The following is a 24,001-nucleotide window of genomic DNA, read 5'->3' as shown; positions in this document are numbered from 1 at the left end:
TATGCGCAACAGGCAGGAATGGCGCCAGGGCGTCCTCACTCGCGCCGAGAAGATCGCCGACGATGTCAGGCTGCTCGAATTCGCGGTCGAAGGTGTGCTGCCGCGTTTCGATCCGGGCTCGCACAGCAATTTCAAGGTCAGCCTCGGCGAGGGGCAGGCCATCCGAACCTATAGCTGCCTGCCGGCGCCATCAGGCCATATCAGCGTTGCGGTCAAACACCACGAGCACAGCCGTGGCGGCTCGCGCTTCATGTGGGGGCTCGAGGTGGGCGCGGCCATCGAACTCAGCCTGCCGGAAAACCGGTTCGAGCTGGCCTGGCGCGCGCCCTATTACCTGCTGATGGCCGGCGGCATCGGCATAACCCCGATCTATGGCATGGCCCTGGCCCTCAAGCGTCGCGGCATTCCCTTCCGTCTGGCCTATGGCGGGCGCAGCCGCTCGGTGATGGCCTTTGCCGATGCGCTCGAGGCCGAACTGGGGAATGCGGTGGCCGTGCATGCCGGCGATGCCGGTGGGCGGATCGATGTCGCCGCCGAGATCGCGGCCCTGCCTGCCGATGGCGAGCTCTATGTCTGCGGACCCATCGACATGCTCAATGCGGTCAAGGCCGCCTGGGCCGCTGCAGGGCGTCCCCTGGGGCGGCTGCGCTACGAAGTGTTCGGCGATAGCGGGCTCTTTGCCGAAGGCCCGTTCAGCGTGGAGGTGCAGGGGCTCGGTCGTTCCGTGGCCGTGCGGCCGGATCAGACGCTGCTTGAAGCCTTGCTCGGGGCTGGCGTGGACATGATCTACGATTGCCAGCGTGGCGAATGCGGGCTCTGCGCCGTCGACATCGTCGCGCATGACGGACCCATAGACCATCGCGACGTGTTCTTCAGCGCCGAGGAAAAGCATGAGGGGACCCGCATGTGTGCCTGCGTCTCGCGCTTTGCCAGCGGCAAGGCGGTCATCGACGTGGGCTATCGCGCCTGATTGCTGGCCGTTGTGACGGTTGCCGACGCAGCGCGCTGGCGCCTTTGCGCCAGCGCATGCCGCGCATGGTCCAGCGCGAGGACAGCGCGTCCGCGTAGCGATCCTGGGGCGACGAAGGTGCCCAGCGTCACCGCATCGGTGCCGAAACGCTGCTTGAAGGCTTCGGCGCCGCAGAGGAAGTCGACCGTGTGCAGGCCGCGATCGAACGCCCACATGATGTAGTCGCTCATCAGCAGCGTCCCAGGCGAAGCGCGCTCGAAAGCCGGGTCATAGGTGGTGACGAAAGCCATCAGGGTGCCGTGATGTTCGAAATTGATCGAGATGGCCACGATCAATCCATCCACCTCGATAACGAAGATGCGCAGGACACCCGCCCGGGCCAGCGCCTGCACCAAAGCGGGCAGCGCAACATCGCCTTCATCGAACAGGGCGGAGGTGTGGCCGCGGGCATCCAGCCACTTGCGTTTGAGCGCTGAAAGGCGGGCCAGCACCGGGGCGAGCGGCTCGTCCTCTGGCAGCAGGCGGAACCGGGCCGAGCCGAACTCGCTCATGGCGCTTTGGCCGCGGCGGTAATTCTGGCGCGCTTTCTTGGATTGGCTGTCGAACCAGGCGGCGCCTGATGTCCAGGCACCGGTCACCCGGTGACTGACTTCGCTGCGGTGGTTCGGCACCAGCGTTGGCCGGGCTCGGCTTGCCGCCAGTTCGCGCATGCGTGCGCCGGGCTGCAGGCGGTTGAGCAGGGCGATGTCGAAGCCGCCAAGGCCGGTCAGTTCCGCCCAGAGGCGTTCCAGCGCGGCCGTCGGGCAGTCGGGGCCAGCGAGTATGTCTTCATAGTCGCTATAGCTGTTGGCCGCCCATTCGAGAAAGCGCAGGCCGCGGCGCCTGTGCAGGCAAAGCGGCATCACCGCGTCGAGGCGGTCGCCGTTCCAGACCAGCCCGATGCGCAATTGCCTGTTGTCCCGATCGGGCAGGGTCTGCCACCAGGCCGAAATCCAGGCATGGCCCTGGAACACGAGGCTGTCCGTGCGGGTCCAGAGTTCATCCCAGGCCGGGCCGATCTCGGCGAGGCGCTCTGAGTCCGTGACGATCTCCAGCCGTTCGGCGCGGATGGTCGCGCCAAGCGCATGCATGTTCACGGCTGGTTGCCCTCGACGGGCTTGGCTGGCTCGCGGCGCCGGAATCCCTGGCCGATCACCTGAGCCATTTTCTTCAGAGGCAGGATGTAGAGCCCGAATAGCGACTGATACTCGTGGGCGTCGCGATCCATCAGCCCGAACTTGAAGTCTTCGTCCGGCTGGGGGACGACCAGGGTGCCGAACATCCGGTCCCAGAATGAGAACAGCAGCCCGAAATTCTTGTCGTAATGGCGAGGATCAACGCTGTGGTGCAACTGATGCCAATGGGGGCAGAGCACCACGTTGTTGAGCGGGCCGAACGAGATCTTGAAATGGGTGTGACGGACGAAGTCCATCATCAGGATGTTGCGGATGACATAGACATTGATGCCGAAAATGGTCACCTCGACAGGGTCGAGCGCGATCAACGTCCAGATGCCGAAGGCAATGCCGGGGATGACGCCGTCCCACATGCGGTTCAGCAGATCGTCAAGCGGGTGCACCCGGTCCTTGGTGATGCCGACCATGACCTCGGCCGAGTGGTGCACCTTATGCAGTTCCCAAAGCACCGGAAAATGGTGCTGAGCGGCGTGATAGAGGTAATACGAAAGATCGTAGGCCAGCAGCATGGTGATGGTGAAGATGATCACCACGACGGGGCCGGCTGGTCCGCCCAGCAGGGGCGAGTGAATGTTGAACAGCGCCCCCAAGCCCTGATTGGTCGCAAAGGCCACCGCCGACACGAAGATCACGCCCGATGGGATGAGGAGGAACGGCATGATCAGCCGCTTGGTGATCCAGAACAGCGCGTCGGCACGGGCCGATGGATGCAGGATCACTTCCTTGGGCAAGGCGAATTCGAAGAAATCGGCAAAGGACTTCTTTTCCACGGTCCGCCAATAGGCGATGAGTGCACTGACGAAAGCCGTCAGGAACAGCAGGCCCGCCGTCGTCAGGTTCTCGACCGTCAGCTTGTCCATAACCTTGTCGAGGAATTGGGCGATCATCGCATTTGCTCCCGAGCGACAGTGGATGGGTTGGCACGCGACCCTGGACAGGGGCGTCCGCCGCGCGATCAAAATGCCAGATCACGGGGGCCAAGACCCCTTAATTACTAAAGCTTAGTTAACTTGGCAGGACGGTCAGGACCGAGCGAACGCCCGCCGCGTCGACCCTGCCCTGCCAGGCAATCCGGGGCGCCGGATGCCTGACGCCGAAGCGCGGCGAAACCCACCCGCCATGATCAGGCAACTCCCCGCCAGCCTGAATGGTGATGGCGTCGTCGGGGAGCGTGATGCGCAGCAGCGGCGTACCATTGCGGCTAGCGGTCACGACATTGCCGATGCGCTCGGCGTCGAGCCCAATGGCCAGCTGGAACACGATCTCCGCCTCCCGTGCCGTGCCGACAAGACAATCGTGGATGAGGATGGCATGGTCATCCTTCCGCTGTACCTGCCGCCGATGCCGCGCCCCAAAGCGTCGTTCGTAGCCGTCATGCTCGGCGGTGACGCTCCAGTCCGCCGGCCGATGCTCGACAAGGCCGGCATTTGCCTTGTGCGACCAGTTGAAAGCCCCGGACATCACGCTCTGGCTCTGCCACGCCAGATTGAGGGTGTTGTGCGCAGGCGTCGAGCGGAACCAGGCTCGCCAGGGGCCGCCCGATCCATAGAGGTAGGTGCCGGGATCGACCAGAACGGGCTGCCCATCGATGTCGAGGGTGATCGAGAGCGCGTCGGCATGGCCGTGGGCGGCGATGGACAGGTAGCCCAGCGGTCCGTGGTCGAAGCGCATGGTCACGGGACGAGCGGCCAGCTCTCCTCGCCAGACGCTAAGCCCCCCGCTGGCGAAGCAATGAAAACCTGCGGCTTGCTGCAAGAATTCTTGCGGCATGCCCAGTACCAGGGCGCGAAAATCCTGGGCTGGCTGGACCGGGCTCGGACGGCCCGTAAAGCCGGCGATTGCGGACGCCACCGAGGACGGGTAGTCGCTCTCGTCGCCTGATGTGACGACCCTGCCTTCGTCATTGTCGCCGAATTCCGCACGGGGTCCCAGCCAGCCGATGAAGTTGGCAAATTCAGCAAGCCGCTGCGCCGCCGGCTGCGGCAAGGGCGTGCCGGCCTCACGGGCGGCGAGGGCCGAGATCAGCACGAGTTCGGCGGTGAAGGCGGCATAAGTGGGCGTCTGCTCGGCGCCGCTGCCATCGGGCAGGATCTGTCTGTCCAGTTCGACGAGCAAATGTCGCCACGACCGGTCGGGGCTGTGCCCCAATGAAAGCCCGATCAGGTATTCCCCCGCCAGCTCGGCGACGAGGTGATTGTTGGCTGAGGAAAAGCGCGACGGAAAGCGCGGCAGCCAGAAGGCGCTGGCCGACAGGATCTGCCCGGCCTGGCGCCGCGAGACCTCGGACAGGCGATCGCCCACCATGTCCAGGGTGAGGATGATGCTGATGGCGCGCAGCGCTACTTCGATGCCCGAGGCCCAGGCGACGCCGCCAAAGGGCGGATTGGCCGCATGCCAACTGTCGAGGGCCGCCTCGATCGCGCTCAGGCTCGCCTGGTCACCCGCCAGAAAATGATGGGCGGCAACGACCGGCAGGAACTGCAGCCGGTTGATTTCCCAGACATATTTGATGTCGCCCCTTGAGCCGTCGTGGCGAAAATCGACATCGAAGGCGTAGGTCTCATGGCCGGGCCAAAGCGACTGCTTAATCGGATCGAAGCGCCACAGCTCGGGCGGGAACAGGTTCGCCGCCTCGCGCGCCGGCCACTGGCGGCCCAGAGCTGAGTACCGCCCCGCCAGTATTTCCCGCGTGACCGCGGCGATGGCCTCACGCTGTGCGGGCGAGGCGGCAAGGACCCTCTCGGCCAGGCCGGGAAACACCGGGTGCAGCGGGGCGCGGGGATAGCGGTGCCAACCCTGATGGCCACGCTTGGATACGAGTTTTCGTGCCTTTTCGACCAGCCGATGGGCGATTTCAGCCGGTTCCATGTTGCGGAGGCGATTGACGTACCAGGATAGCTTCATCGAAAGCCCAGCTCTTTCAACCCTCATACACCACAAGCCGAGAATGCCGCGCCTGCGGCGCTGCGTTTTCGCCGCTATGGGTTAACATCGCCAAGGTTCATCGGAGTGCCGCCATGAAGCGCCTTGCCCGGGTCGCTGCCGCCTGCCTTGCTTTGACCGGCGCCGTCGCTGCGGCGCCCATTGCGTTGCAGCGCGGCGTGGGGGTGCATGACTGGCTGAACTGGGCGCCGCTCGCGGCAGACGGCAGCTATCGCTGGCCCCCCTACCGCGATGAAGACGAATGGCTTTCGGGTGCGCGACCGCTCAGCGATTGGCCGGAGGGCGACCAGTTCGAGCGCATTCGCGCCATGGGCTTTGATTTCATCCGCCTCAGCGTCGACCCCGGCCCCCTGCTGGCCAGCGAGGGTGGCAAGCGCCAGGAGGCGCTTGATATTCTGGCGGCGGCGGTTCGAACGGCGACGTCGGCCGGGCTCAAGGTCGTCTTCAACCTGCACGGCGTCAGCCAGGTGCCGCAATATGGCATGGACATGATCTATGACGGCGCCGACAGCGTCGGGGTAGCGGCCTACCGGGAGATGGTCGTCGACGTCGCGGAAATGCTGGTGGCGGTCGGCATCGAGCAGGTGGCGATCGAGCCCTATAACGAGCCGGCCTACTATCCGTGCGACGCCAGCGGCACGGAGGACTGGCAAACGATCGTGGCCGATACCGTCGCCGATATCAGGGCGGTCAGCGCGGAACTGACGGTGGTCGCAACCGGCGCGTGTGGCGGCAGCATTACCGGGCTGACGGATCTTGATCCATCATTCGACGATCCCAACCTGCTCTACAGCTTCCACATGTACGAGCCGCACAGCTTCACCCATCAGCGACACGACGACCCGGAGAGCTTCGCCTCCGGGCTGCCATGGCCGGCCTCGGAGGGGAGCGCGGAGCTGACCATCGCAGGCCTGCGCGCCCACATGGATACGGCCGGGATCGACATTGGCCGCCAGGCCCGCAACATCATCGAGCTGCAGGGCGTGGTGGCGCAGTATTTCGATGAGAACTGGGGCCTTTCTCAACTGCAAGCCCGCATCGACGAAGCTGTCGCCTGGGCGGAAAGCCACGACATTGCGCCAACGCGTCTGTTCATGGGCGAGTTTGGCGCCATACTGATGACGCCGGATGGCCGCATGGGCGCGCATAATGCGGACCGTTTGCGCTATCTGGCGGCGGTTCGCGGCGAGGCGGAGAAATACGGCTTCCCATGGTCGATCTGGGAGTATTCAAACCCCTATGGCATGTCCGTCATCGTGCCCAGCGGACCGGCCGTGCCCGATATGGAACTGCTGCAGGCGCTTGACATGGCAAGCGCTCAATAGCGGGCAATGTCCAGCCGCTGATCGATGAAGGCGCGCTTGCCGTGGCGACCGGTCGCAATCTGGTCAACAAGCTGGGTCTTGAAGCAGATGCGCCGATGGCACCGGCTCTCAAGCTCGCTGGCCATACGCGCAGCGTCTTCCGATTGGCCGCCTTCGCCAAGCACATAGCGGATCAGCACCTCGCCGGGCCGGTCCTGGTAGAACTGGAATTCCGCGATCCCTTCCATGGCGTTCCAGTTTTCCGGTGTGAGATCGGTGGTCACGACACGGCTGCCATCCCGCGCTACCAGGAAGCTGGGCTTTCGGCGCGGGGTCAGGTCGGAAACCCGCAGGCGCTGGCCGTTACCCGGCGTCGGCAATTGCACCAGCCGGGCGAAGTCGCCGGTTTCGTAGCGGATGAAGGGCATGCCCGTGGACAGGAAACCCGTGCCGACGAGCCGGCCTTCGCCGCCAACTTCGGTAACCGGTGCGCCTTTGTGGTCCACGAGTTCGGCCAGGCCATAGAGCGGGTTGAACTCATAGATGCCCGCCGTTCCGGGCACCTCGGCGGCGAACAGTACCTTTTCGCTCAGACCATAGAAGCAGGCGATGGGCGGATTGCCCAGGGCGCTGGCAATGACTCGGCGCTGATGATCGTAGACGGGTTCGGAAATGGGCATGATGCCCTTGATCGGGCGCTTGGGAGCCCGGCCCAGACGCAGCATCTGCCGGCAGAACAACTCGATCGCCGAAGCATAGCCGTAGATGTATTGCACGCCGCGCGCGTCGATCAGGTCGAGATAGGTGGCGGCGTCCCGTGTGGTCATGGGAAAGACGGAAAGTCGTAGTTCCCGAAGGGCAGGATCCCAGTCATGGATGTTGAGACCATGCGGGTCGAGCCCGAAGCCGCGCAGGCAGACACGCGCCTCGCTTTCGGAAAAGCCGACGCGCGACCACACATCATAGACAAAGGCCATTTCGCGGGTGCTGCGATCCTTGTCGAGATAGAAGTGGAAGGGCGCCTCGGCGTTGGAGCCGCTGGTCTCGGCGTGGTCCACATCTCCCCTGGGCACGGCGAGGGCAGCTTGGCCGGCCGCGCGCAGTGCCGTCTTGTCGAGGATGGGCAGGCGGCCGAGGTCGCCCAGCATGATGGTGTTGGGGTCGAACTGGCTACCGAAGGCTTTTTCGATCAGTTCGCGGTAGAACGGACTGCCGGCACGCGCCTTGGCAAGCAGGGCACGGAGGGAGGCCAGATGCTGGTCGGCGGCGAAGACCGGATCACTGCTGGCGCGTGCGATATCGACCCGCCAGCGCCGGTAGGTCGGGCCGAACTTCAATCTGGCTGGCACCAGTCCCATCAGCGGACGCAGGACGCGACGCAGCAAGGGTGGACTTCGCACATAGGCGCCGCGGGCGCGATCCAGCCAGGTCATCTTTGCCCCCGACAGATCATCACCAGAAGCTCATCCACTCGCCGGCGAGCCGGAACTCGACCGGACGCATGGTCCGCTTGAACTGCGTATAACCGTCACCGGGCTTGAGGCCGCCGACATCGAATTGCCTGACGCCGCGCCGCTGCAGTTCCTTGATCACCTCCCACATGAGGAAATTGCCGGCGTTGAGGCGACGCCCCTCTGGGCCAAACCAGCCCACATGGTATTCGGCGCAATCGCCGAAAAGCACGACGGACATGCCGGCCACGGCCTGGCCATCGTGCATCATCTGAAACACCAATACGTCTTGTGGTCGTGCGGCTCGCAGGGCGCGCAGCAGGACCGGATCGGCGGCCGAGAATCCCTTGTCGCGCATGTTCTCGACGTGGCGATCGAGCAGCCATTCATAGGCCGCATCGTCAATGGCGATGCGCACGGACGGCGAGGCCTTCTCGGCCTGGCGGACCCGGTTGCGAAAGGTCGAGGCAAGTCCCGACCAGATCTGCTCGGGCTCACGGTCCAGATCGATGCGGCCGGACATCCAGCCCTTGTCGTGACGGAGCCGCAACCCGGCCTTGGCCAAAATCTGCGTGCTGTCAGCGCCATGCGGCAGGGCCGGGGCAATCAGCAGCGGGCCGCGCCAATGCCGGCGCAGGGCGGCGTAAAGCGCGGTGACGTCCTGCGCCGAAAGGGGTTCAAGCAGGATCGGGCCACGATTGATGCGGACGAGGATGCGAATACCGAACAGGCGCCGCACCAGCGCCGTGGCAATCGCCAGGCTGCGCCCACCGCGTTGCAGGGCCACCCGCTCGACGCTCCAGCCCGTGGCTCGCTTGCCCTCGCCATAGCCATAGGTCTGCGGAAGATGGGGGAAGGCGGCCCGCGCCAGCAGAGCATCCCAGGTGGCGCGATCGAGTACGGGCACGATGGTGACTGGTGCGGCCGAACTGGCGGCGCGTGGGGGCGCCTGGGCAGTTTGTGGCTCGGAAACACCAACACTCATCGGTTCAGCAAGCTCCAGAATATGGCGTCAGTATCAGGGCAGACAATGCTATCGCGCAGTTTCCGCAGGCTTAACGTGCCGAGGCCAGCCAGACCTCGCGAATGGCCTGGGCGAAGGGCGCCAGGTCCAGCCTCGCGCGGTGGACAGCCATCGCGTTTTGGCCGAGCTCGGCGCGCAACTGGGGGGATTGGACCAGGCGCGTCAGGGCAAGGGTCAGGGCATCGACATCGCCGGGCGGCACCAGCAAGCCGGTTTCACCGTCGACAATGATGTCTTCCACCGCGCCGACCGGGGTGGTGACCACCGCTAGTCCTGCGGCCATCCCCTCGATGACCGACACGGGCAGGTTTTCGGCAAAGGAAGGCAGGACGAGAATATCGGCAGAGGCGATCAGTTGCGCGACCTCTTCGGGGCCCACCCAGCCGGGAAGAGCGACGCGATCGGTCAGTCCGAGCTCGACCGCCTTGGCGCGCGCGGCCTCGACCGCGCCGTCGCCGGCAATGGTGGCCCGCCAACCCGGCATATGCCGCATGCGGTGCAATGCTTCGCCCAGCTGCGGCACGCCCTTGCGATCGCCGATGCGACCGAGAAACAGGATATGGACGGTTTCGCCCCCGCCCCGATGCGGCAGCGTCGGAGCTGCCGTGGCATTGGGAATGATGGTGATCTTGTCGGCGGCGCCAGGGGCCCGGCGCGCGATGAAATCGCGCCAGACCCGGCCGAGCACCACAACCTGGCTGGCATGCTCGAACATGTGACGGATCCACACGCCCATCAGGCCGCTATCCTCATGCCAGAACGACTGGTATTCGGCGCCGTGCAGGTGCAGCACGTAGGGGATGAGCAGAAGCCGTGCGCAGCCGGCGATGACGAGCTTGCGGTAGGTACTGCCGAAGCTCGAGAGGTTGATATGCACCACATCGACCTGGCCCCGCAGGCGCGCCTCGATCATGCGAAGGCAAAAACCGATGGCGTAGAAGGGCGACAGCAGCACCGAGCCCGGGCCGCGGCTGGGCAGGAAGCGCACGGTTACATCGGAGGGCCCTTCGCGTTCCAGCTGGCTCTTGAGGGTGGCCATGACGCGATCGACGCCCCCCTGTCCGGCAGTTGCCGACGGGGTGGCGACCATGACCTGAATGCTGGTGGGGCGTTGCAACATGATGATCCTGCCTAGCCCAAGCCGCCCGTGCACGGAAGCGAAGGATCGGGACAGGGTTTACGCTGGCATTTTATTCAAATCGTCTGAATTCACGCTGTGCCGGGTTTGTGCTGGGCGCCGAACCATTGGGGCGATAAGCCAATGGTCTCGGTTACATCCGGAAACGCGCCCTTGCTGCTACGGTCCACGCTCATCTATGCGCCCGCGATCCTGCTGACGCGGCTATCGGCATTGCTGCTGCTGGCCATCGCGACGCGGCTGGTCGACCAGACCGAATATGGCCTGCTGACCCTGGTCGTGACCATCGGGGAGATGACCGACATCGCGGTGACCAACTGGCTGCGCATTTCGCTGCTGAGACTGGGCGGCAAGAAGGATGTCAGCCGCGGCAGCCTGTTGCTGGCCGGGCGGGTGATGACGATGACCACGGTCGTGGCCCTGGCTGCGTCGGCTGGCGCTGCCATGCTGGTCGCGCCGGATCGCTGGACCGACTTCGCATTGGCGGTCGGCTTCTATCTGATCGCGGGAGCGGTGGGCAGGTTCGCCCTGACGGTGCTGCAGATGCAGCAGCGCCATTCGACCTACAGCATGCTTGAATTCCTGCGGGCCGGCCTGCAGCTGGCTCTGCCCGTACTTGCCATCGCGGTCTTGCCGGGGTCGTTCCTGGCCATCTCGATCGGCTCGAGCCTGGGCGTCCTCATCGCCGGGTTGATCGGCGGGGCGCTCGCATGGCGCAAGGTCGTTGCGGGGCCGGCGCCGTTTACGCAGCGGGAGTTCTTTGCCTTCGGCATTCCGCTGGTGGTGATGGCGCTGGTGGGGTTCGGGCTCAACAATGCCGAGCGGCTGTTCCTGAATGGCTATTACAATGCCGGCGCCGTGGCGATTTTCGCCGCCGCCTATGCGCTGGCGCGGCAGCCGATCGACATGGTGGCCAATGCCATCAATATGGGCGCATTTCCCGAGGTGGTAGGCAAGTTCGACGCCGAGGGACCGGCCGCCGCTGCCGCACTGGTATCGAGGCTGATGGCGTTGATGGTGCGGCTGTGCCTGCCGGTGGCGGCGCTGCTTGTGGCCCTGGGCCCCTATATCACCGCGGTAGTGCTGCCGCCGGACTATCACGGCCGGGTCGACCAGCTCTTTGCCATCATCGCTTTCTCGGTGCTGTGCGCCAATCTCACCAGCTTCGTCTATGGAGCGGTGGTGCATGCCCACAAGCGACCCTGGCTGCTGGTGCTGGCCAATGGCGCGGGGTCGATCGCCACGATCGCGCTGTCGCTGCTGTTGATCCCCGGCATGGCCGAGACCGGCGCGGCACTGGCCCTGGCCGGCGGCATGCTGGCGAGCCTGGTAGCCTGTGTGATCATCAGCGAAAGGCTCACGCCCGTGCCCGTGCCGTGGCGCGACATGGGGATTTCGCTGGGGATCGCGGTGGCGACCGGGGTGGTGGCGTCGCTGGTCGGATTGGGGTTGGCAGGGGCGCCAGCCCTCGTGGCGCTCGTTGCCGGCGGGGCAGCAGGTGGAGCCACGTTCCTTGCCCTCAATGCGCTGGTGCATCCGGACGAGACAAGGGCGCTGACCATGCGGCTGCGCAACAGGGTGCGCAGCGCTTGAGCGGACGCGTCAGCTGGCGCTGCGGCGGGCCCAATAGGCCTGCCAGAGCAGCGCGGCATAGGCGGTGTTGGTCTCGTAATAGCGGCGCCACAGCCGGCCTGGTTCCTGCACCACCCGGAACAGCCATTCGAGGCCAAGCCGCTGTATCAGTACCGGTGCTCGGACAACCTTGCCGGCGAAGACGTCGAAGCTCCCGCCGACGCCCATGACGAAGCTGGGCAGCAGTTCGCTGCGATAGCGCTTGAGGAAACGCTCCTTGCGGGGCGTGGGCAGGGCCACGAACAGGCAATCGGCGCCGGAAGCATTGATGGCGGCAATGACATCCGCCTCCTGCTCGGCGGCGAAGTAGCCGTTCTGCAGGCCGGCGATAACCAGATCCGGGTATCGGCGCGCCAGTTCGGCCGCCATGTCGTCGAGCACATGCTGCTCGGCGCCCAGGAGAAACGGGCGGTAGCCCTTGCTCGCGCAGAGGGCGAACATCTCGGTCATTACATCGACGCCCGCCACGCGCTCGTCGATGGCGACGCCGAGCAGTCGAGCCCCCCAGAGCACGCCGGTGCCATCGACATTGATGACATCGGCGCTGGCTACGTCTTCGCGCAGCTCAGCATTGTTCTTCATGGTGACCAGCTTGGCGACGTTGACAACGGTGTGCAGCAGCGGCGTGCGGGTCTGCATCGACTCTTCGGCCAGGCCTATCGTTTCGCCCATGCTGAGGGCATGCATGGGCGCGCCGAGGAATTCCCGGCGGCGCTGCATCAACAGGGGGTGCTTGGCCCAAGCCGTGCCAGTCATGGTCAGGCGGCCTTGTCGGTGCTGCGTCGGCGGGGGCGCGTCAGGCTGTTGCGGCCCTCGATGCGGGCATCGGTCCGGCGCGCCTTGCGCCAGGTCCACAGGCCGCGCGTATCGACCAGCTTCTTGTCCTTGAGCGCTTCGGGATCGATGAGGTTGAAATGGCGGTGATCCACGAGCAGCACGACGATGTCGGCCTGGTCGATGGCGGTCAGCGCGTCGGTGAATTCCACACCGAGGCCCTGCAATTGCTTGGGCAGGCCCCTGGCATGCGGCTCGGCTGCCAGGATGCGCACATCGCGAAGCTCGGACAGGAGGCGCACCACGTCGACGGCGGGGCTTTCGCGCATGTCGTCGATATTGGGTTTGAAGCTGAGGCCCAGGCAGGCGATCGTCTGGTGCTTGTTGGGATCGAGCAGCATTTCCACGTCGCGGACCACGCTATAGGGGCGGTCCGAATTGATCTGGCGCGCGGCGCGCATGATGTGCGTGCTGTCGGGTGCGGCTTCGATGATGAAATAGGGATCGACGGCGATGCAATGCCCGCCCACGCCCGGACCGGGGTTGAGGATATTGACGCGCGGGTGCTTGTTGGCCAGCTCGATCACTTCCCAGGCATTGAGCCCGAGCTGCTGGCACACGCCGGCCAGTTCGTTGGCAAAGCCGATATTGACGTCGCGGAAGGCATTTTCGGTCAGCTTGACCAGCTCGGCACTCTCGGCGCTGGTGATGTAGAGGTCGCCGGCAACGAAGGTGGTGTAGAGGGCGACCGTGCGCTGGGCCGATGCCTGGGACAGGCCGCCGATGGAGCGGTCATTGTCGACCAGCTCGGTCAGCACCTTGCCCGGCAGGACGCGTTCCGGCGAATAGGCAACGAGCACATCGGCTTCCTCGCCATGAATATGGGGGAAGCGCAGTTCGGGCCGGAGTTCGGCGAGCAGCATGGTCATGCTGCGGGTCGTGCCCACGGGCGAGGTCGATTCCAGCACTACCAGGTCGCCGCGCTTGAGCACGGGGGCGATGCTGCGCGCCGCGGCCATGACATAGCTGAGGTCGGGCGTGTGATCGTGGTCGTTCATGAAGGGGGTCGGCACGGCGATGATATGGGCATCTGCCGGCTGCGGCGTGGTGTAGGCAGTCAGCTTGCCTGACTCGACCATCTTCTGGATCAAGCCGTCGAGTTCGGGCTCGACGATATGGATTTCGCCGCGATTGACCTTGGCGACGACCTCCTCGTTGACGTCGACACCAAAGACGTCCAGCCCGGCCTTGGCGAAGATGGCGCAGGTCGGCAGGCCGATATAGCCCATGCCGATCACGGAAACGGTACGAATCTCAGACATCGCGCAGCAGCTCCTTCAGAATGCGGGCACTTGCCCGACCGTCGCCGTATGGATTGTGGCGCTCGGCCATGCCGCGATAGGCGGACGGATCGTCGAGCAGCCGGGTTGCGTTGGAAACGATCAGGTCGACGTCGGTGCCGACCAGGCGCGCTGTGCCGCCGGCGACGCCCTCGGGCCGTTCGGTATTTTCGCGCAGCACCAGCACCGGCTTGCCCAGCGAGGGTGCCTCCTCCTGCACGCCACCGCTGTCGGTCAGCACCAGGTAGCTGTGCTTCTGCAGGTAGAGGAACGGCAGGTAGTCCTGCGGATCGATCAGAAAGACATTGGGCACGCCGGCCAGTTGCGCCTCGACGACGCCGCGCACCTGGGGATTGGGGTGGACGGGATAGACGATCTGCACGTCGCCACGCGTCGCCAGGACCTTGAGCGCGGTGCAGATGCGCTCGATGCCGCCGCCATGGTTCTCGCGGCGATGGCCGGTCACCAGGATCAGTTTCTTGTTGGCATCGAGGAACTGGAAGCGCGACGCCAGTTCGGCGTTCAGCGGCAGGTCGGCGTCCATACGGTCCGAGAAATACAGCAGGGTATCGATCACCGTGTTGCCGGTGACAAAGATGCGGGTGGGATCCTTGCCCTCGGCCAGCAGATTGTCCCGCGCCTCTGACGTCGGCGCGAAATGCCAGGTCGCGATGTCGCCGGCAATGCGGCGGTTCAGTTCCTCTGGAAACGGCGAGTCGATATTGTGGCTGCGCAGCCCTGCCTCGACATGGGCGACGGGGATGCGCTTGTAGAAGGCGGCCAGGGCGGCGGACATGGCTGTGGTCGTGTCGCCCTGCACCATGACGATATCGGGCTTGGACTGCTCGAGCACGGCCTCCATGCCGGTGAGGACCTTGGTGGTCACATCGAACAGGGTCTGGCCCGGCTGCATGGCATTGAGGTCGTAGTCGACAGGCATGCCGGTGAGGCTGATCACCGAATCGACCATTTCCCGGTGTTGCGCCGTCACGCAGATTTCCGTCACCAGATCGGGACGGGCAAGGGCGGCGCGCGCTACCGGAAAGCACTTCAGGGCCTCCGGCCGGGTGCCGAATACGATTAGAAGCTTCTTCTTGTTCCGATAGGGGGGCGAGATGAAGTTCATGGGGTAGTCCCTGCCGCAAAGCCACGGTGACTGACGCCGGCACCGCACCTCCTCTATAGCGCGCCTCTATGGCAGTTGAATGTGAACTGTTAACGTATAGTTAACTTCGAACCCTGTTCACCTTGTTCGCTCCGGACGCCTTGTCGCGACTGGAATTACTTGTCATTTGGTCGGCATGAGCAGCAATGCGACGAACAATTTGCGTAAAATTGTAGTCATATTCGATCCCGCCGCGGCTCGCGTGTGGCAGGTCGATTTGCTGCAGCGCCTGCGAGCCGCCAATTATCGCGTCGGCGTTCGGCATGACCCTGTTGCCGAGAACACCGGTCACCGGCTGGATCTGGTGCTCGCGCTGGAGGCGCGGCGGTTCGACACTGGTTTGGCCACGAGGGTACCGTCTCCGCCGCCGGACCCAATCGAAGAACCGGATCTGCTGATCGATCTCACGGGACAGGTGGGTCACGGGTCATCGCCCAGACTTGGCCTCGCCTTCAACGGCCAGCCAAGTTTCGCCGAGGGGCTGAGCCAGATGCTGGCGACCGGCGAACTCCCTGTCGTCACCACGACACTGGCGGGCAAGACGGTGGGCATCGCCCGGCCGATGCTATCGGACCTGACGTGGCTGACGCGGGCCAGCAACGACATGCTGGCGGGCGCCATCTCCCTAGTCGAGCAAGGCGTGGCCCGCTTCTTTGCGGGCGTGCTGGCGCCGGTCGAGACTCCGGCGGCAGGACCGGCGGTTTCCGGCTTTCTCCGACACTATGTGCCGCATCTGGCCGGCCGTGTGGCGGGGCGGCTTGGGCAAAAGCTCAGGAGGGGGCGGCCATTCTACTGGCAAACAGCCTTTCGCATCAGCGACGGCGCGGACATTGCCGCCACGACCTGTCTCGATGGCCTTCCATTCACAACGCTCGAAGATGACGGCCAGCGCTTCTATGCCGATCCGTTCGTGGTCAAACACAATGGCCAGATTCATCTCTTCGTCGAGGAATACCCCTATGCCACCGGTCGTGGCGTCATTTCAGTCGCCACGCTCGGTGCCGATGGGCGCTTCGGCGCGCCGCGCGTGATCCTCGAAGAGCCCTATCACCTCTCCTATCCGCAGGTTTTCAGCCATGGCGGGGAGATGTACATGCTGCCCGAAAGCGGTGGCGCAAGGCGTCTCGTGCTCTATCGCGCCACATCCTTCCCCGACCGGTGGGAGGTCGATACCGTGCTGATGGACGACCTGGATATCAACGACGCCACCCTGCTCCAGCGCGACGGGCGGTACTGGCTGTTCGGCACCGAAAGGCGCGGCTCCGGCAGCGCTTCGGACACGCTGGTGGTTTTCTACGCGCCGGAACTGCGCGGACCCTGGAGCCCGCACCGGCTCAACCCGATTGCCATCGACCGCTCGGCGGCCCGGCCTGGCGGCGCCTTCATCGAGCGTGACGGGCGAACTTTCCTGCCGCTGCAGGATGGGCAGGACAGCTATGGCGGCGGGCTGGGCCTGGCTGAACTGCTGCGATTGGATGATGATGCGGTCGTGCTTGGCGCGCCCGTGCCGATCCGTGCGGGCGCGGCATGGGCGCGCAAGGGCATTCACACGCTCAACCGGGCGGCGGGCGTCGAAGTGGTCGATAGCGCCGGCTAGTCTTGCCCGACATTCTGCCTGGGGATGGCCAGGGCCAGGAGCAGCACGAAGATGATCGTCATCATTGGCTGCTTGGCCGACAGGGTATTGTTCGACAAAGCCGCCAGCACAAAGGTCGCCGTGCCGATCCAGGCGGCCAATGGTGCGCCGCGCAGCAGCCGCAGCATGATCCAGCCGAAGATCCAGGTGAAGACCAGTGCGAGCGGGATGCCGAAGGTCAGTCCGATCACCACCTGCGCGCTTTCGATGAAGGGCAGGTTCAGCTTCTCGTTGACCAGGGCGAGCAGGTCCGCCGGTGGCATGCCAAAGAGCAGTTCCTGCCAGCCGACCATGGAAAAGACCTGATAGACGGTGAGCCTTGCATAGAAGTTCTCGTCGAACAGCGTATCGCCGAACCGGCTCAGCAGGCCGGTGCCCGCCAACAGGCCGATCATGATCGTGCCGCCAACCAGCGTCGCCAGCAGCACCAGGGCCTTGGCGCGCCGCGCCTGACGCTGCGACAGCCGGGGCCACGGCAGGAAGACCAGCAGCACCAGGATTTCGGCGATCGTCAGCAGCAGGGCAAAGCGGGCGCCCGAAGCGGCGCAGCCGACAAACAGCACGAAGATGGCCGCCACCCGAACCCAGATGCGCCATTGTGTCAGCGCGACGAAGCCGACGGCCGTAGCGCAGAGCGCGCCGAGCGCCAGGGGGTGCTCGGACAGGCCGAGCGGCCGGAAGGTGAGCTCGACCAGATCATAGGGCAGTAGCCGCCTCTGGGTCAGCGCCTCGCCGATGCCGATGACTGCGCTGACGATCAGGATCAAAAGCACGAACTCGGCAAGCAGGCGGCGTGCGTCGCGGCCCAGAGCGAGCACGATCAGCCCCGCCGCTCCGGCAACGAGATAGGTGTCGATGAGAAACACCGACGAGCCGGGCCGGCCGGAAACAAACAGCACCACCACCAGAGCCAGAATGGCCAGGCAATACCAGAGCAGCGCCTTGAACCTGCCGATCTCCTCGCCCTTCAGCCCAAAGGGCTGGCTGAACAGGGCCAGCGGCAACATCAGGAAAATGAGGTAGGTGCCGAAATGGAGCTTCTCGTAGAAAGCGCCGCCTTCTTCGGTATAGGTGACCATGCGGTCCATGAGCATGGGGGAGACGACGATGCGCACCGCCAGGGCGACAGCCATGCCGAGCACCAGCAGCAGCGTCACGGCGTTCCGCCGGCGGTCCCCCGCGGGGGCGGACGGGTCGGGGCCCACGGCCGAATAGCTCACGTTTCCACCTGACATAGCGGGGTCGACAGGCGGTTTAACCACAAAAGGTCATTCCGGAACCGCCCCGACCGGCATGCTGTATAAGGTCTTAACATTAGGCCATTTTGGAAAATGAGGCGTTAACGCCATGGTTGACATCGCGCCCCCGCCACCGCACCGCTCGGCATCCCATGCTTATGCGCGGCTGGGTGGTGAGCCTGCCTGGACCCCGTCGACGCCGGCCAATACGACCCAGCCCCAAAGCGCCACCACCACGGTCACGCTCGACAAGATCGGTGATTTCCTCGAGCTCGATTTTGGGCGCCTGTTCGTCTGGCTGCGCAACGGCCTGCTGCTCTCGGCTGTCCTGGCCGGAACGGGCGCGGTGGCGGGGGGCGCTTATGCGGTGCTCAGCAAGCCCCGGTTCACCGTGACCACCGACATCATGATCGATCCGGCAAACCTGCAGGTGGTCGAGGGCGATCTGTTCTCCCAGCCAGGGCAGGTGGATAGCCAGCTGCTGATCGCCGGCAGCAAGCTGCGCGTCTTGACGTCGCGCAATGTGCTGGCCCGGGTCGTGGAGGAGCTCGACCTGGTCAATGATCCCGAATTCGTCGACAGGTCCACGCCGTTGTTCGCCCTGCCGAACCTGTTCGGCAGCACGGCCGAGGCGAAGGATGATCCTTCGGTGACGGCGCTGCGCGCCCTGAGCGAGCGGGTGTCGACCAAGGCGGACGAGAAGTCGTTCGTCGCCAGTCTGCTGGTTTCGGCAGAGGATACCGGCAAGGCGATCGCGATTTCCGATGGCATCGTCGCCGCCTTCCGCGATGAGCTCGCCGAAGCCGAGGCCGACGGGGCCTCGCGCGCCGCGGCATCGCTTGATAACCGCCTCGATGAACTCAAGGCCGATGTTCAGGCCGCCGAGGAGCGCGTGGAGAAATTCCGCCGCGACAACAATCTGGCGGCGTCCAGCGACGGCCAATTGGTCAGCACCCAGACGATGAACGCGCTCAATACGCAGGTGGTCGAGGCGCAGGCCAAGGTCATCGCGGCGCAGACCAACTACGACACGTTGGTGGCCGCCGGTGCAGACGCCAATCCGTCGGTCGGCAACACGACGAGCCTGCAGGCGCTGCGCGACCGGGCCGGGGCCCTGCAGCAGACGCTGCTGGCACAATCGATGACCCTGGGACCGCGCCACCCCACCATTGTCGGCCTGACGGCGGAACTGGGCGCAGTGCAGACGCAGATCCGGTCCGAGGTGGACCGCGCCGTGACGGCAGCCAAGACTGCGCTGGACGAGGCCGAGGCCAATCTCGAAGCCCTGACCGCCGAGACGGCCAGCCTCACCAGCGCCGTCTTCACCGATAACGACCTGCAGGTGCAGTTGCGCGAACTCGAGCGCGACGCGACCTCCAAGACCGCAATCTACGAGAGCTTCCTGTCCCGTGCCCGCCAGATCACCGAGCGCGAGCAGATCGACACGACCAATGTGCGGGTGATCTCCACCGCCGTGCCGCCGCCGGGCCGGTCCTGGCCGCCGCGGACGGTCCTGGTGATCGGCATCGGCGCCTTTGCCGGGCTGCTGCTGGGCATGGGTGTCGCCATCGCTCTGGGCATCTGGCGCGACATGCGCTGGCCGCCGGCCCCACGGGCGGCACGATAGCCGCAGTGCGCAAGCGCGTCGTCTTCCACACGGCCAGCCTGCGGGGTGGCGGCGCCGAACGCGTCTTCACCCTAATGGCCAACGCCCTGGCGGCGCACGGCCATCAGGTGACGCTGTTTACCTGGAATGCCGAAGGACCTAATGCCCAGTTGCTGTCGCCGGATGTGGATCTGGTGACGCTCGGCATGCCCATCCATGGTGAGGGTTATGGCAAGCCGGCCACCCTGCGCGGCATTGCCCGCAGCGCGGGCTTTTTTGCCAGGCACAAGCCCGATGCCGTGTTCTCGGCGCCGGAATTCGCCAATCTGGCCATGGCCATCGCGCTGGTTCTATCCGGGAGCAGGGCGCGGTTCTTTCCGAGCTTTCATGCCGCCGCGGGGCTGCCGTCCAATGACCTGGGTGCCAAGCTCGCAATCGTGCTGTCGCGGCTGGTGCGGTCGCGCGCCACGCGGGCTATCGCCGTGTCGCAGGGCGTCGGGCGAGATCTGGAGGCCCGGGGTTTCCCGCGGGCGCAGATTGCGGTGATCAACAATCCCCTGCCGACGCAATTGACACCGACCGGCGCCACCCACCCCTGGCAGGCCGAGCTCGATAGTATGGGCGGAGGGCCAGTCATCGCCACCGCAGGCCGGCTGGTGCCGGTCAAGGATCACCACACGTTGATCTCCGCTTTTGCGATGCTGCGCAGCAAGCGGCCGGCACGGTTGGTGATTTTCGGCGAAGGTCCGCTGGAGGCCGAGCTGCGCGCCCAGGCCGAGGCATTGGGCGTGAGCCAGAGCGTGCTGCTGCCCGGCTATGTCAACGATCCCTCGGCCTGCTACCGGGCGGCGGACCTGTTCGTGCTGTCTTCCACCAGCGAGGGCTTCGGCAATGTGCTGATCGAAGCCATGGCGGAAGGCGTGCCTGTTGTCTCCACCGATGCCCCGCATGGGCCGCGCGAAATCCTTGAAGATGGGCGTCTCGGCCCATTGGTGCCGGTCGGCCAGGCCAAGGCGCTGGGAGCAGCAATGGAGCAGGTGTTGGACAATCCGCCTGCCGCCAACCTGCTGCGCGGGCGGGCAGCCGATTTCGGTATCGAGCTTATCGCCGATCGCTACGAGGCGCTGCTGGACTAGTCCCGAGGACCAGGAAACAGCTGGACGACATTGTCACCCCGGGCAGCGCGGGCCTCGCCGGAGACTGCCGACGTCGGCAGAGCGGGACCGATCCAGTTCACCACTGACCGTTCCTCGCCCATCAGCAGGCCGTCGATTGCTGCGAGCAGGCGGGCCGGCGCGACGGGCTTCTGCATTACAAGATCGGCACCACCGGTCAGCAATGGCCGATGAAAGGCCGGGTTGGCGCGGGTCAGGGCCAGAATCTGCACGAAGGGATTGGCGAGCCTGGGGTGACGCCGCAGCTGTTGGGCGAGGTCGCGACCGCCTTCGGCGTCTGCATCGATCACCACGACGTCCACCGGCGAGATCACCAGAAACGTCATCAGCGCTGCTGCCTGGGTGAAGCAGGGCACGCGGTGTCCGCGCTCGGCCTCGAGGACATCGGCCAGGATCGAGGTGAAGGCAGTGTTCGCCGCCAGAATGGCTACGGAATGGACGCGAGCCGTCATGAAGTCGGACCCTCTCGTCCCAATTAAGATGAATGAAGTCTTAACACTCCAGTCCCAACCATGGCCTGCAAACTGCGATCATGATTAATCCGCGAGCCGCTGCTCAGAGCTGGTCGTTATAGGGTGCCTTGCTCTCGCCGACAGCGCGGGCCAGCTCGGCAAACGGCGGGACGCCGCGGTCGCCGGCCATGTTGTTGGCCAGCCGCAGCAGGCGGATAGGAAAGAGGACCGCATCGCGATTGGACGGGGACAGGTCCTCGGTCAGGCGCTCGTCGCCCAGCGCGGTCTGCTCGCTTATCGCCAGCGCCCGATCGATCTCCTCGGTCGCCAGGACGCCCTTGGCAACCAGCGCCTGATTGACGGCGGCGATTGCCACGAGAAGTCCCTCGAGTTGCAGATTGGCGGTGTTCATGGGCGCGTCTCCTCGGCATGGCTGTGGAGCGGAAACGTGCCAGGGCCGATCGCGTTGCCCGGTCAGCCCATGTCGCGCACCGCCTGCAGGAATTCGGCATGGCCGAGGGCCTGGCGCGAGGCGGCGCGGTATTCCCGCACGAGGCCCTCATAGGCCTCGCGGGCAAACTGGCGCAGTTTTGGATCGGCGTCCATTTCCTGGCGCGCCAGGTTCTGATCGAGGAGGCCCAGGCCCGCCAGGACCGGATAGTGCAACTGGGTCTGGATATGGGGCAGGCCGAACAGGTTTTCGGGGAAATGCTCGTGCCGCGGCATTTTCGTCTTCCAGTATTCCAGCCGCTGTTTGGTCTCGGGATGGATGCGGTTGGCGCGGACTTCGCGCCAGAACGGAGTGTCGTCGCGTTCGACCATGTAGTGGGTGTTGACGAAGGTGCGGAAGTCATCGACCTGGCGGCCGACGCGGGCATTGTAATCGTCGCGATCGGCTGGGGTCATGTCGCCGGGATGTTTCAGATGCCGGTCGGCGAACAGCATCATCTGCACGATCGTGCCATGGATAGAGGTGGATTCGAGCGGTTCGAGGAAGCTCGAACTCAGGCCCACGGCGAGGACATTGCCGATCCAGGCCTTTCCCAGCCTGCCGATCTGGAAGCGGATGTCGCCCCGCACCTCGATCTCACGGCCGAGGACGCGCTCGACCTCTTCCTTGGCCTGCTCGGGGGTGCAGAACTGGTCGGAATAGACATAGCCGCAGCCATAGCGGGTCTGGGTAGGGATCTGCCACATCCAGCCGCTGTCCTGGGCCCAGGCGCGGGTATAGTTGGCGATTTCCTCGCCCTCGGCGATATCGAGCCAGAAGGGCAAAGCGCGATTGACCGGCAATTCATGGGCGTAGGAAATCCAGGGCGCCTGCATTTCCTTGACGATGAGCTGCTTGCGGAAGCCGGTGGCGTCGATGAAGAAATCGGCTTCGAGCTTCTGCCCATTGTCGAGTTCGAGTGCGGTGATGTCGCCCGTTTCGGGGCTGCGATGCACGCCTGAGACCACGGCATCGATGATGTCGACGCCGCTGGATTTGCCGGCGAAAAAGCGGCCCACCAAAGCCTGGTCGAAGTGATAGGCGTGATGGAATGGACCAAGCGGGATCAGCGAGCCATCGGCCTTTCGGGCATAGGGCGCCTTCTTCTGTTCGAGCAGGGGCCCGAACAGATGCATGTCGGTGATCGGCCGGCCGGCGGCCACGGCATAGACATTGAGATAGTCGGAGGGCGCGCCCGGTGGTGGCTTGATCACCTGATGCGGGTCGTCGATGGGACCGTAATAGGTGTAGCCCTTGCGGCGCCAGTCCTCGTGGCGGATGCCCAGCTTGAAGGTCGCGCCGGTTTTTCGGAAGAACTCGAACTCGTCGATATTGAAGTGCTTTAGCAGCACGCGGAAGGCGGCGGTGGTGGCTTCGCCGACCCCGACGGTGGGGATGCTGGATGGCTCGATGACGCTGATGCGGGCGTTGATGCCCTTGCGACGCGCCGAATCCTGAATGATGAAAGCCGCGATCCAGCCGGCGGTGCCCCCGCCGACGACCACGAAGTGGGATTGCCGGGTCATGAATGGTCTCCTCGGCGGAGGAGGCTATTTTGGCAGCCGAAGGCGGGCAAGGGGCGGATGCCGAATCTTAGCAACCCGGAAATCTCCGTGACGATCCCGGTCAGCCGCCGGCGCCCTGATAACGGCTGAGGGCGTAGCGCCAATGGGTGACTGCGACCAGCACCAACAGGGGCCCGGCCAGGAGGGCGGCGGGGGCGGCGAAGTCGCCGAGCAGCGGCACGGGCTTGCCGAGCAGGACCGCCACCGGCACGGCGCTGATATAGGCCAGCGGCACGACGGTCAGCATCACCGCCTGGATGCCGCCGGGGAAGATGTTGAGCGGATAGCGCGTCAGCTCCCAGAAGCCGAAGAAGATGGAAAACAGGTGATTGGAACGCACCCAGATCAGGGCGATGGCGCCGATCATGGTGATCACCGCGCCGGTGACCAGGGTGGCGCTGAGGAGGCTGCCGGCAAAGAATAGTGCGTTGCCGATGGACCATTCCACCTGCGCCGCCAGCAGGGCCCAGACCAGCACAGGAATGGCAAGGATGATGTGGCCGGCATAGCCGATATTGAGGCCGGAAAAGATCAGATAGGCCCAGGTATTGATGGGCTTGGTGAGCAGGGCATCGAGCGTGCCCAGGCGGACCAGTTCCTCGAGATCGCGCAATTGCGTGAAACTGACCGAAGCCCCCAGGGCATAGGCGAGCAGCTGGAAGGAAAACAGCAGAGCCAGTTCAGGCCAGTTCCAGCCGCCGAGCAGTTCGAACTTCTGCAGCAATATCCACATGCCGAGCAGCACGGCGCCGTAGGAGATGATCTGCGCCAGCCGGTCGAGCCAGAAGGCGCCGCGATATTCCATCTGCGACTTGACGAACATCCTGACCAGCAGCAGCAGGACAGACAGGCGGCGCAGCATG

The 24,001-nt window shown here is 65.0% G+C and carries 20 protein-coding genes; 6 read left to right on the top strand and 14 right to left on the bottom strand.

The genetic code is table 11. The features are described from left to right. Position 1: 1 nt before the first annotated feature. A complete protein-coding gene (locus tag IH615_RS18850) occupies positions 2-970 on the top strand; it encodes a PDR/VanB family oxidoreductase (protein ID WP_291364338.1) in 969 nt (322 codons plus the stop codon). Here IH615_RS18850 and IH615_RS18845 read toward each other — a convergent pair. The 3 genes from IH615_RS18845 to IH615_RS18835 form a co-directional block, all read right to left on the bottom strand. Continuing rightward, the gene (locus IH615_RS18845; RefSeq protein WP_291364506.1) at positions 958-2,100 is read right to left on the bottom strand and encodes a GNAT family N-acetyltransferase; all 1,143 of its coding nucleotides are present in this window, start codon (positions 2,098-2,100) and stop codon (positions 958-960) included. The two genes, IH615_RS18850 and IH615_RS18845, sit on opposite strands and share 13 nt — an antisense overlap. 2 nt (positions 2,101-2,102) lie before the next feature. Continuing rightward, the gene (locus IH615_RS18840; RefSeq protein WP_291364336.1) at positions 2,103-3,092 is read right to left on the bottom strand and encodes a sterol desaturase family protein; all 990 of its coding nucleotides are present in this window, start codon (positions 3,090-3,092) and stop codon (positions 2,103-2,105) included. 118 nt (positions 3,093-3,210) lie between these two features. Next, complete coding sequence (locus IH615_RS18835; RefSeq protein WP_291364334.1) at positions 3,211-5,109, bottom strand: heparinase II/III-family protein; 1,899 nt, start codon at positions 5,107-5,109, stop codon at positions 3,211-3,213. A 113-nt stretch (positions 5,110-5,222) separates the two neighbouring features. On the opposite strand from IH615_RS18835, the gene IH615_RS18830 reads away from it, so the two are divergent. Further along, complete coding sequence (locus IH615_RS18830; protein WP_291364333.1) at positions 5,223-6,473, top strand: cellulase family glycosylhydrolase; 1,251 nt, start codon at positions 5,223-5,225, stop codon at positions 6,471-6,473. Here IH615_RS18830 and IH615_RS18825 read toward each other — a convergent pair. From IH615_RS18825 to IH615_RS18815, 3 genes are all read right to left on the bottom strand, one after another. Next, complete coding sequence (locus IH615_RS18825; RefSeq protein WP_291364331.1) at positions 6,467-7,885, bottom strand: hypothetical protein; 1,419 nt, start codon at positions 7,883-7,885, stop codon at positions 6,467-6,469. The genes IH615_RS18830 and IH615_RS18825 overlap by 7 nt on opposite strands. 19 nt (positions 7,886-7,904) lie before the next feature. Next, positions 7,905-8,888, bottom strand: a complete 984-nt coding sequence (locus IH615_RS18820) for a GNAT family N-acetyltransferase (RefSeq protein ID WP_291364329.1) — start codon at positions 8,886-8,888, stop codon at positions 7,905-7,907. 70 nt (positions 8,889-8,958) lie between these two features. Further along, the gene (locus IH615_RS18815) at positions 8,959-10,047 is read right to left on the bottom strand and encodes a glycosyltransferase family 4 protein (protein WP_291364327.1); all 1,089 of its coding nucleotides are present in this window, start codon (positions 10,045-10,047) and stop codon (positions 8,959-8,961) included. 171 nt (positions 10,048-10,218) lie between these two features. On the opposite strand from IH615_RS18815, the gene IH615_RS18810 reads away from it, so the two are divergent. Then, positions 10,219-11,658 (top strand): polysaccharide biosynthesis C-terminal domain-containing protein, encoded by a 1,440-nt coding sequence (locus IH615_RS18810; protein WP_291364326.1) that lies wholly within the window; start codon positions 10,219-10,221, stop codon positions 11,656-11,658. A 9-nt stretch (positions 11,659-11,667) separates the two neighbouring features. On the opposite strand, the gene IH615_RS18805 is transcribed toward IH615_RS18810, so the two are convergent. From IH615_RS18805 to wecB, 3 genes are read right to left on the bottom strand one after another with little or no spacing between them, the layout of a single operon-like run. Then, positions 11,668-12,453 carry a WecB/TagA/CpsF family glycosyltransferase gene (locus IH615_RS18805; protein WP_291364325.1) on the bottom strand — a complete coding sequence of 262 codons (786 nt, stop codon included), beginning with the start codon at positions 12,451-12,453 and terminating at the stop codon, positions 11,668-11,670. A gap of 2 nt (positions 12,454-12,455) precedes the next feature. Further along, positions 12,456-13,793: a UDP-N-acetyl-D-mannosamine dehydrogenase gene (gene wecC / locus IH615_RS18800; protein ID WP_291364324.1), complete on the bottom strand. Its 1,338-nt coding sequence runs from the start codon at positions 13,791-13,793 to the stop codon at positions 12,456-12,458. Continuing rightward, positions 13,786-14,937: a UDP-N-acetylglucosamine 2-epimerase (non-hydrolyzing) gene (gene wecB, locus IH615_RS18795; RefSeq protein WP_291364322.1), complete on the bottom strand. Its 1,152-nt coding sequence runs from the start codon at positions 14,935-14,937 to the stop codon at positions 13,786-13,788. The genes wecC and wecB overlap by 8 nt, the downstream gene beginning before the upstream one ends. A 199-nt stretch (positions 14,938-15,136) precedes the next feature. On the opposite strand from wecB, the gene IH615_RS18790 reads away from it, so the two are divergent. After that, entirely contained in the window at positions 15,137-16,573 is a 1,437-nt protein-coding gene (locus tag IH615_RS18790; RefSeq protein WP_291364320.1) for a hypothetical protein, read from the top strand. Here the strand turns inward: IH615_RS18790 and IH615_RS18785 are convergent. After that, a complete protein-coding gene (locus IH615_RS18785; RefSeq protein WP_291364318.1) occupies positions 16,570-17,832 on the bottom strand; it encodes a VpsF family polysaccharide biosynthesis protein in 1,263 nt (420 codons plus the stop codon). The genes IH615_RS18790 and IH615_RS18785 overlap by 4 nt on opposite strands. Positions 17,833-17,959: 127 nt before the next feature. Here IH615_RS18785 and IH615_RS18780 point away from each other — a divergent pair, with 127 nt between their 5' ends. Together IH615_RS18780 and IH615_RS18775 are read left to right on the top strand one after the other, a co-directional pair. Beyond that, positions 17,960-19,477 (top strand): GumC family protein, encoded by a 1,518-nt coding sequence (locus tag IH615_RS18780; protein ID WP_291364316.1) that lies wholly within the window; start codon positions 17,960-17,962, stop codon positions 19,475-19,477. A 5-nt stretch (positions 19,478-19,482) separates the two neighbouring features. Next, positions 19,483-20,592 (top strand): glycosyltransferase, encoded by a 1,110-nt coding sequence (locus IH615_RS18775; RefSeq protein WP_291364314.1) that lies wholly within the window; start codon positions 19,483-19,485, stop codon positions 20,590-20,592. Here IH615_RS18775 and IH615_RS18770 read toward each other — a convergent pair. The 4 genes from IH615_RS18770 to IH615_RS18755 all read right to left on the bottom strand — a co-directional run bounded on the left by IH615_RS18770 (position 20,589) and on the right by IH615_RS18755 (position 24,000). Next, complete coding sequence (locus IH615_RS18770) at positions 20,589-21,083, bottom strand: hypothetical protein (protein ID WP_291364312.1); 495 nt, start codon at positions 21,081-21,083, stop codon at positions 20,589-20,591. The genes IH615_RS18775 and IH615_RS18770 overlap by 4 nt on opposite strands. A 103-nt stretch (positions 21,084-21,186) precedes the next feature. After that, the gene (locus IH615_RS18765; protein ID WP_291364310.1) at positions 21,187-21,495 is read right to left on the bottom strand and encodes a hypothetical protein; all 309 of its coding nucleotides are present in this window, start codon (positions 21,493-21,495) and stop codon (positions 21,187-21,189) included. A gap of 62 nt (positions 21,496-21,557) precedes the next feature. Further along, on the bottom strand, positions 21,558-23,099 hold the full coding sequence (locus tag IH615_RS18760; protein WP_291364308.1) for a tryptophan halogenase family protein: 1,542 nt from the start codon (positions 23,097-23,099) through the stop codon (positions 21,558-21,560). A gap of 100 nt (positions 23,100-23,199) precedes the next feature. Further along, positions 23,200-24,000, bottom strand: coding sequence for an ABC-2 family transporter protein (locus tag IH615_RS18755; protein ID WP_291364306.1), 801 nt, complete (start codon positions 23,998-24,000; stop codon positions 23,200-23,202). Position 24,001 lies beyond the last annotated feature (1 nt).

The organism is Devosia sp. (assembly GCF_014860165.1).
Taxonomy (GTDB): domain Bacteria; phylum Pseudomonadota; class Alphaproteobacteria; order Rhizobiales; family Devosiaceae; genus Devosia.
Note: the sequence above shows the minus strand (reverse complement) of the source record. Positions and strands in the feature narration are given on the sequence as shown.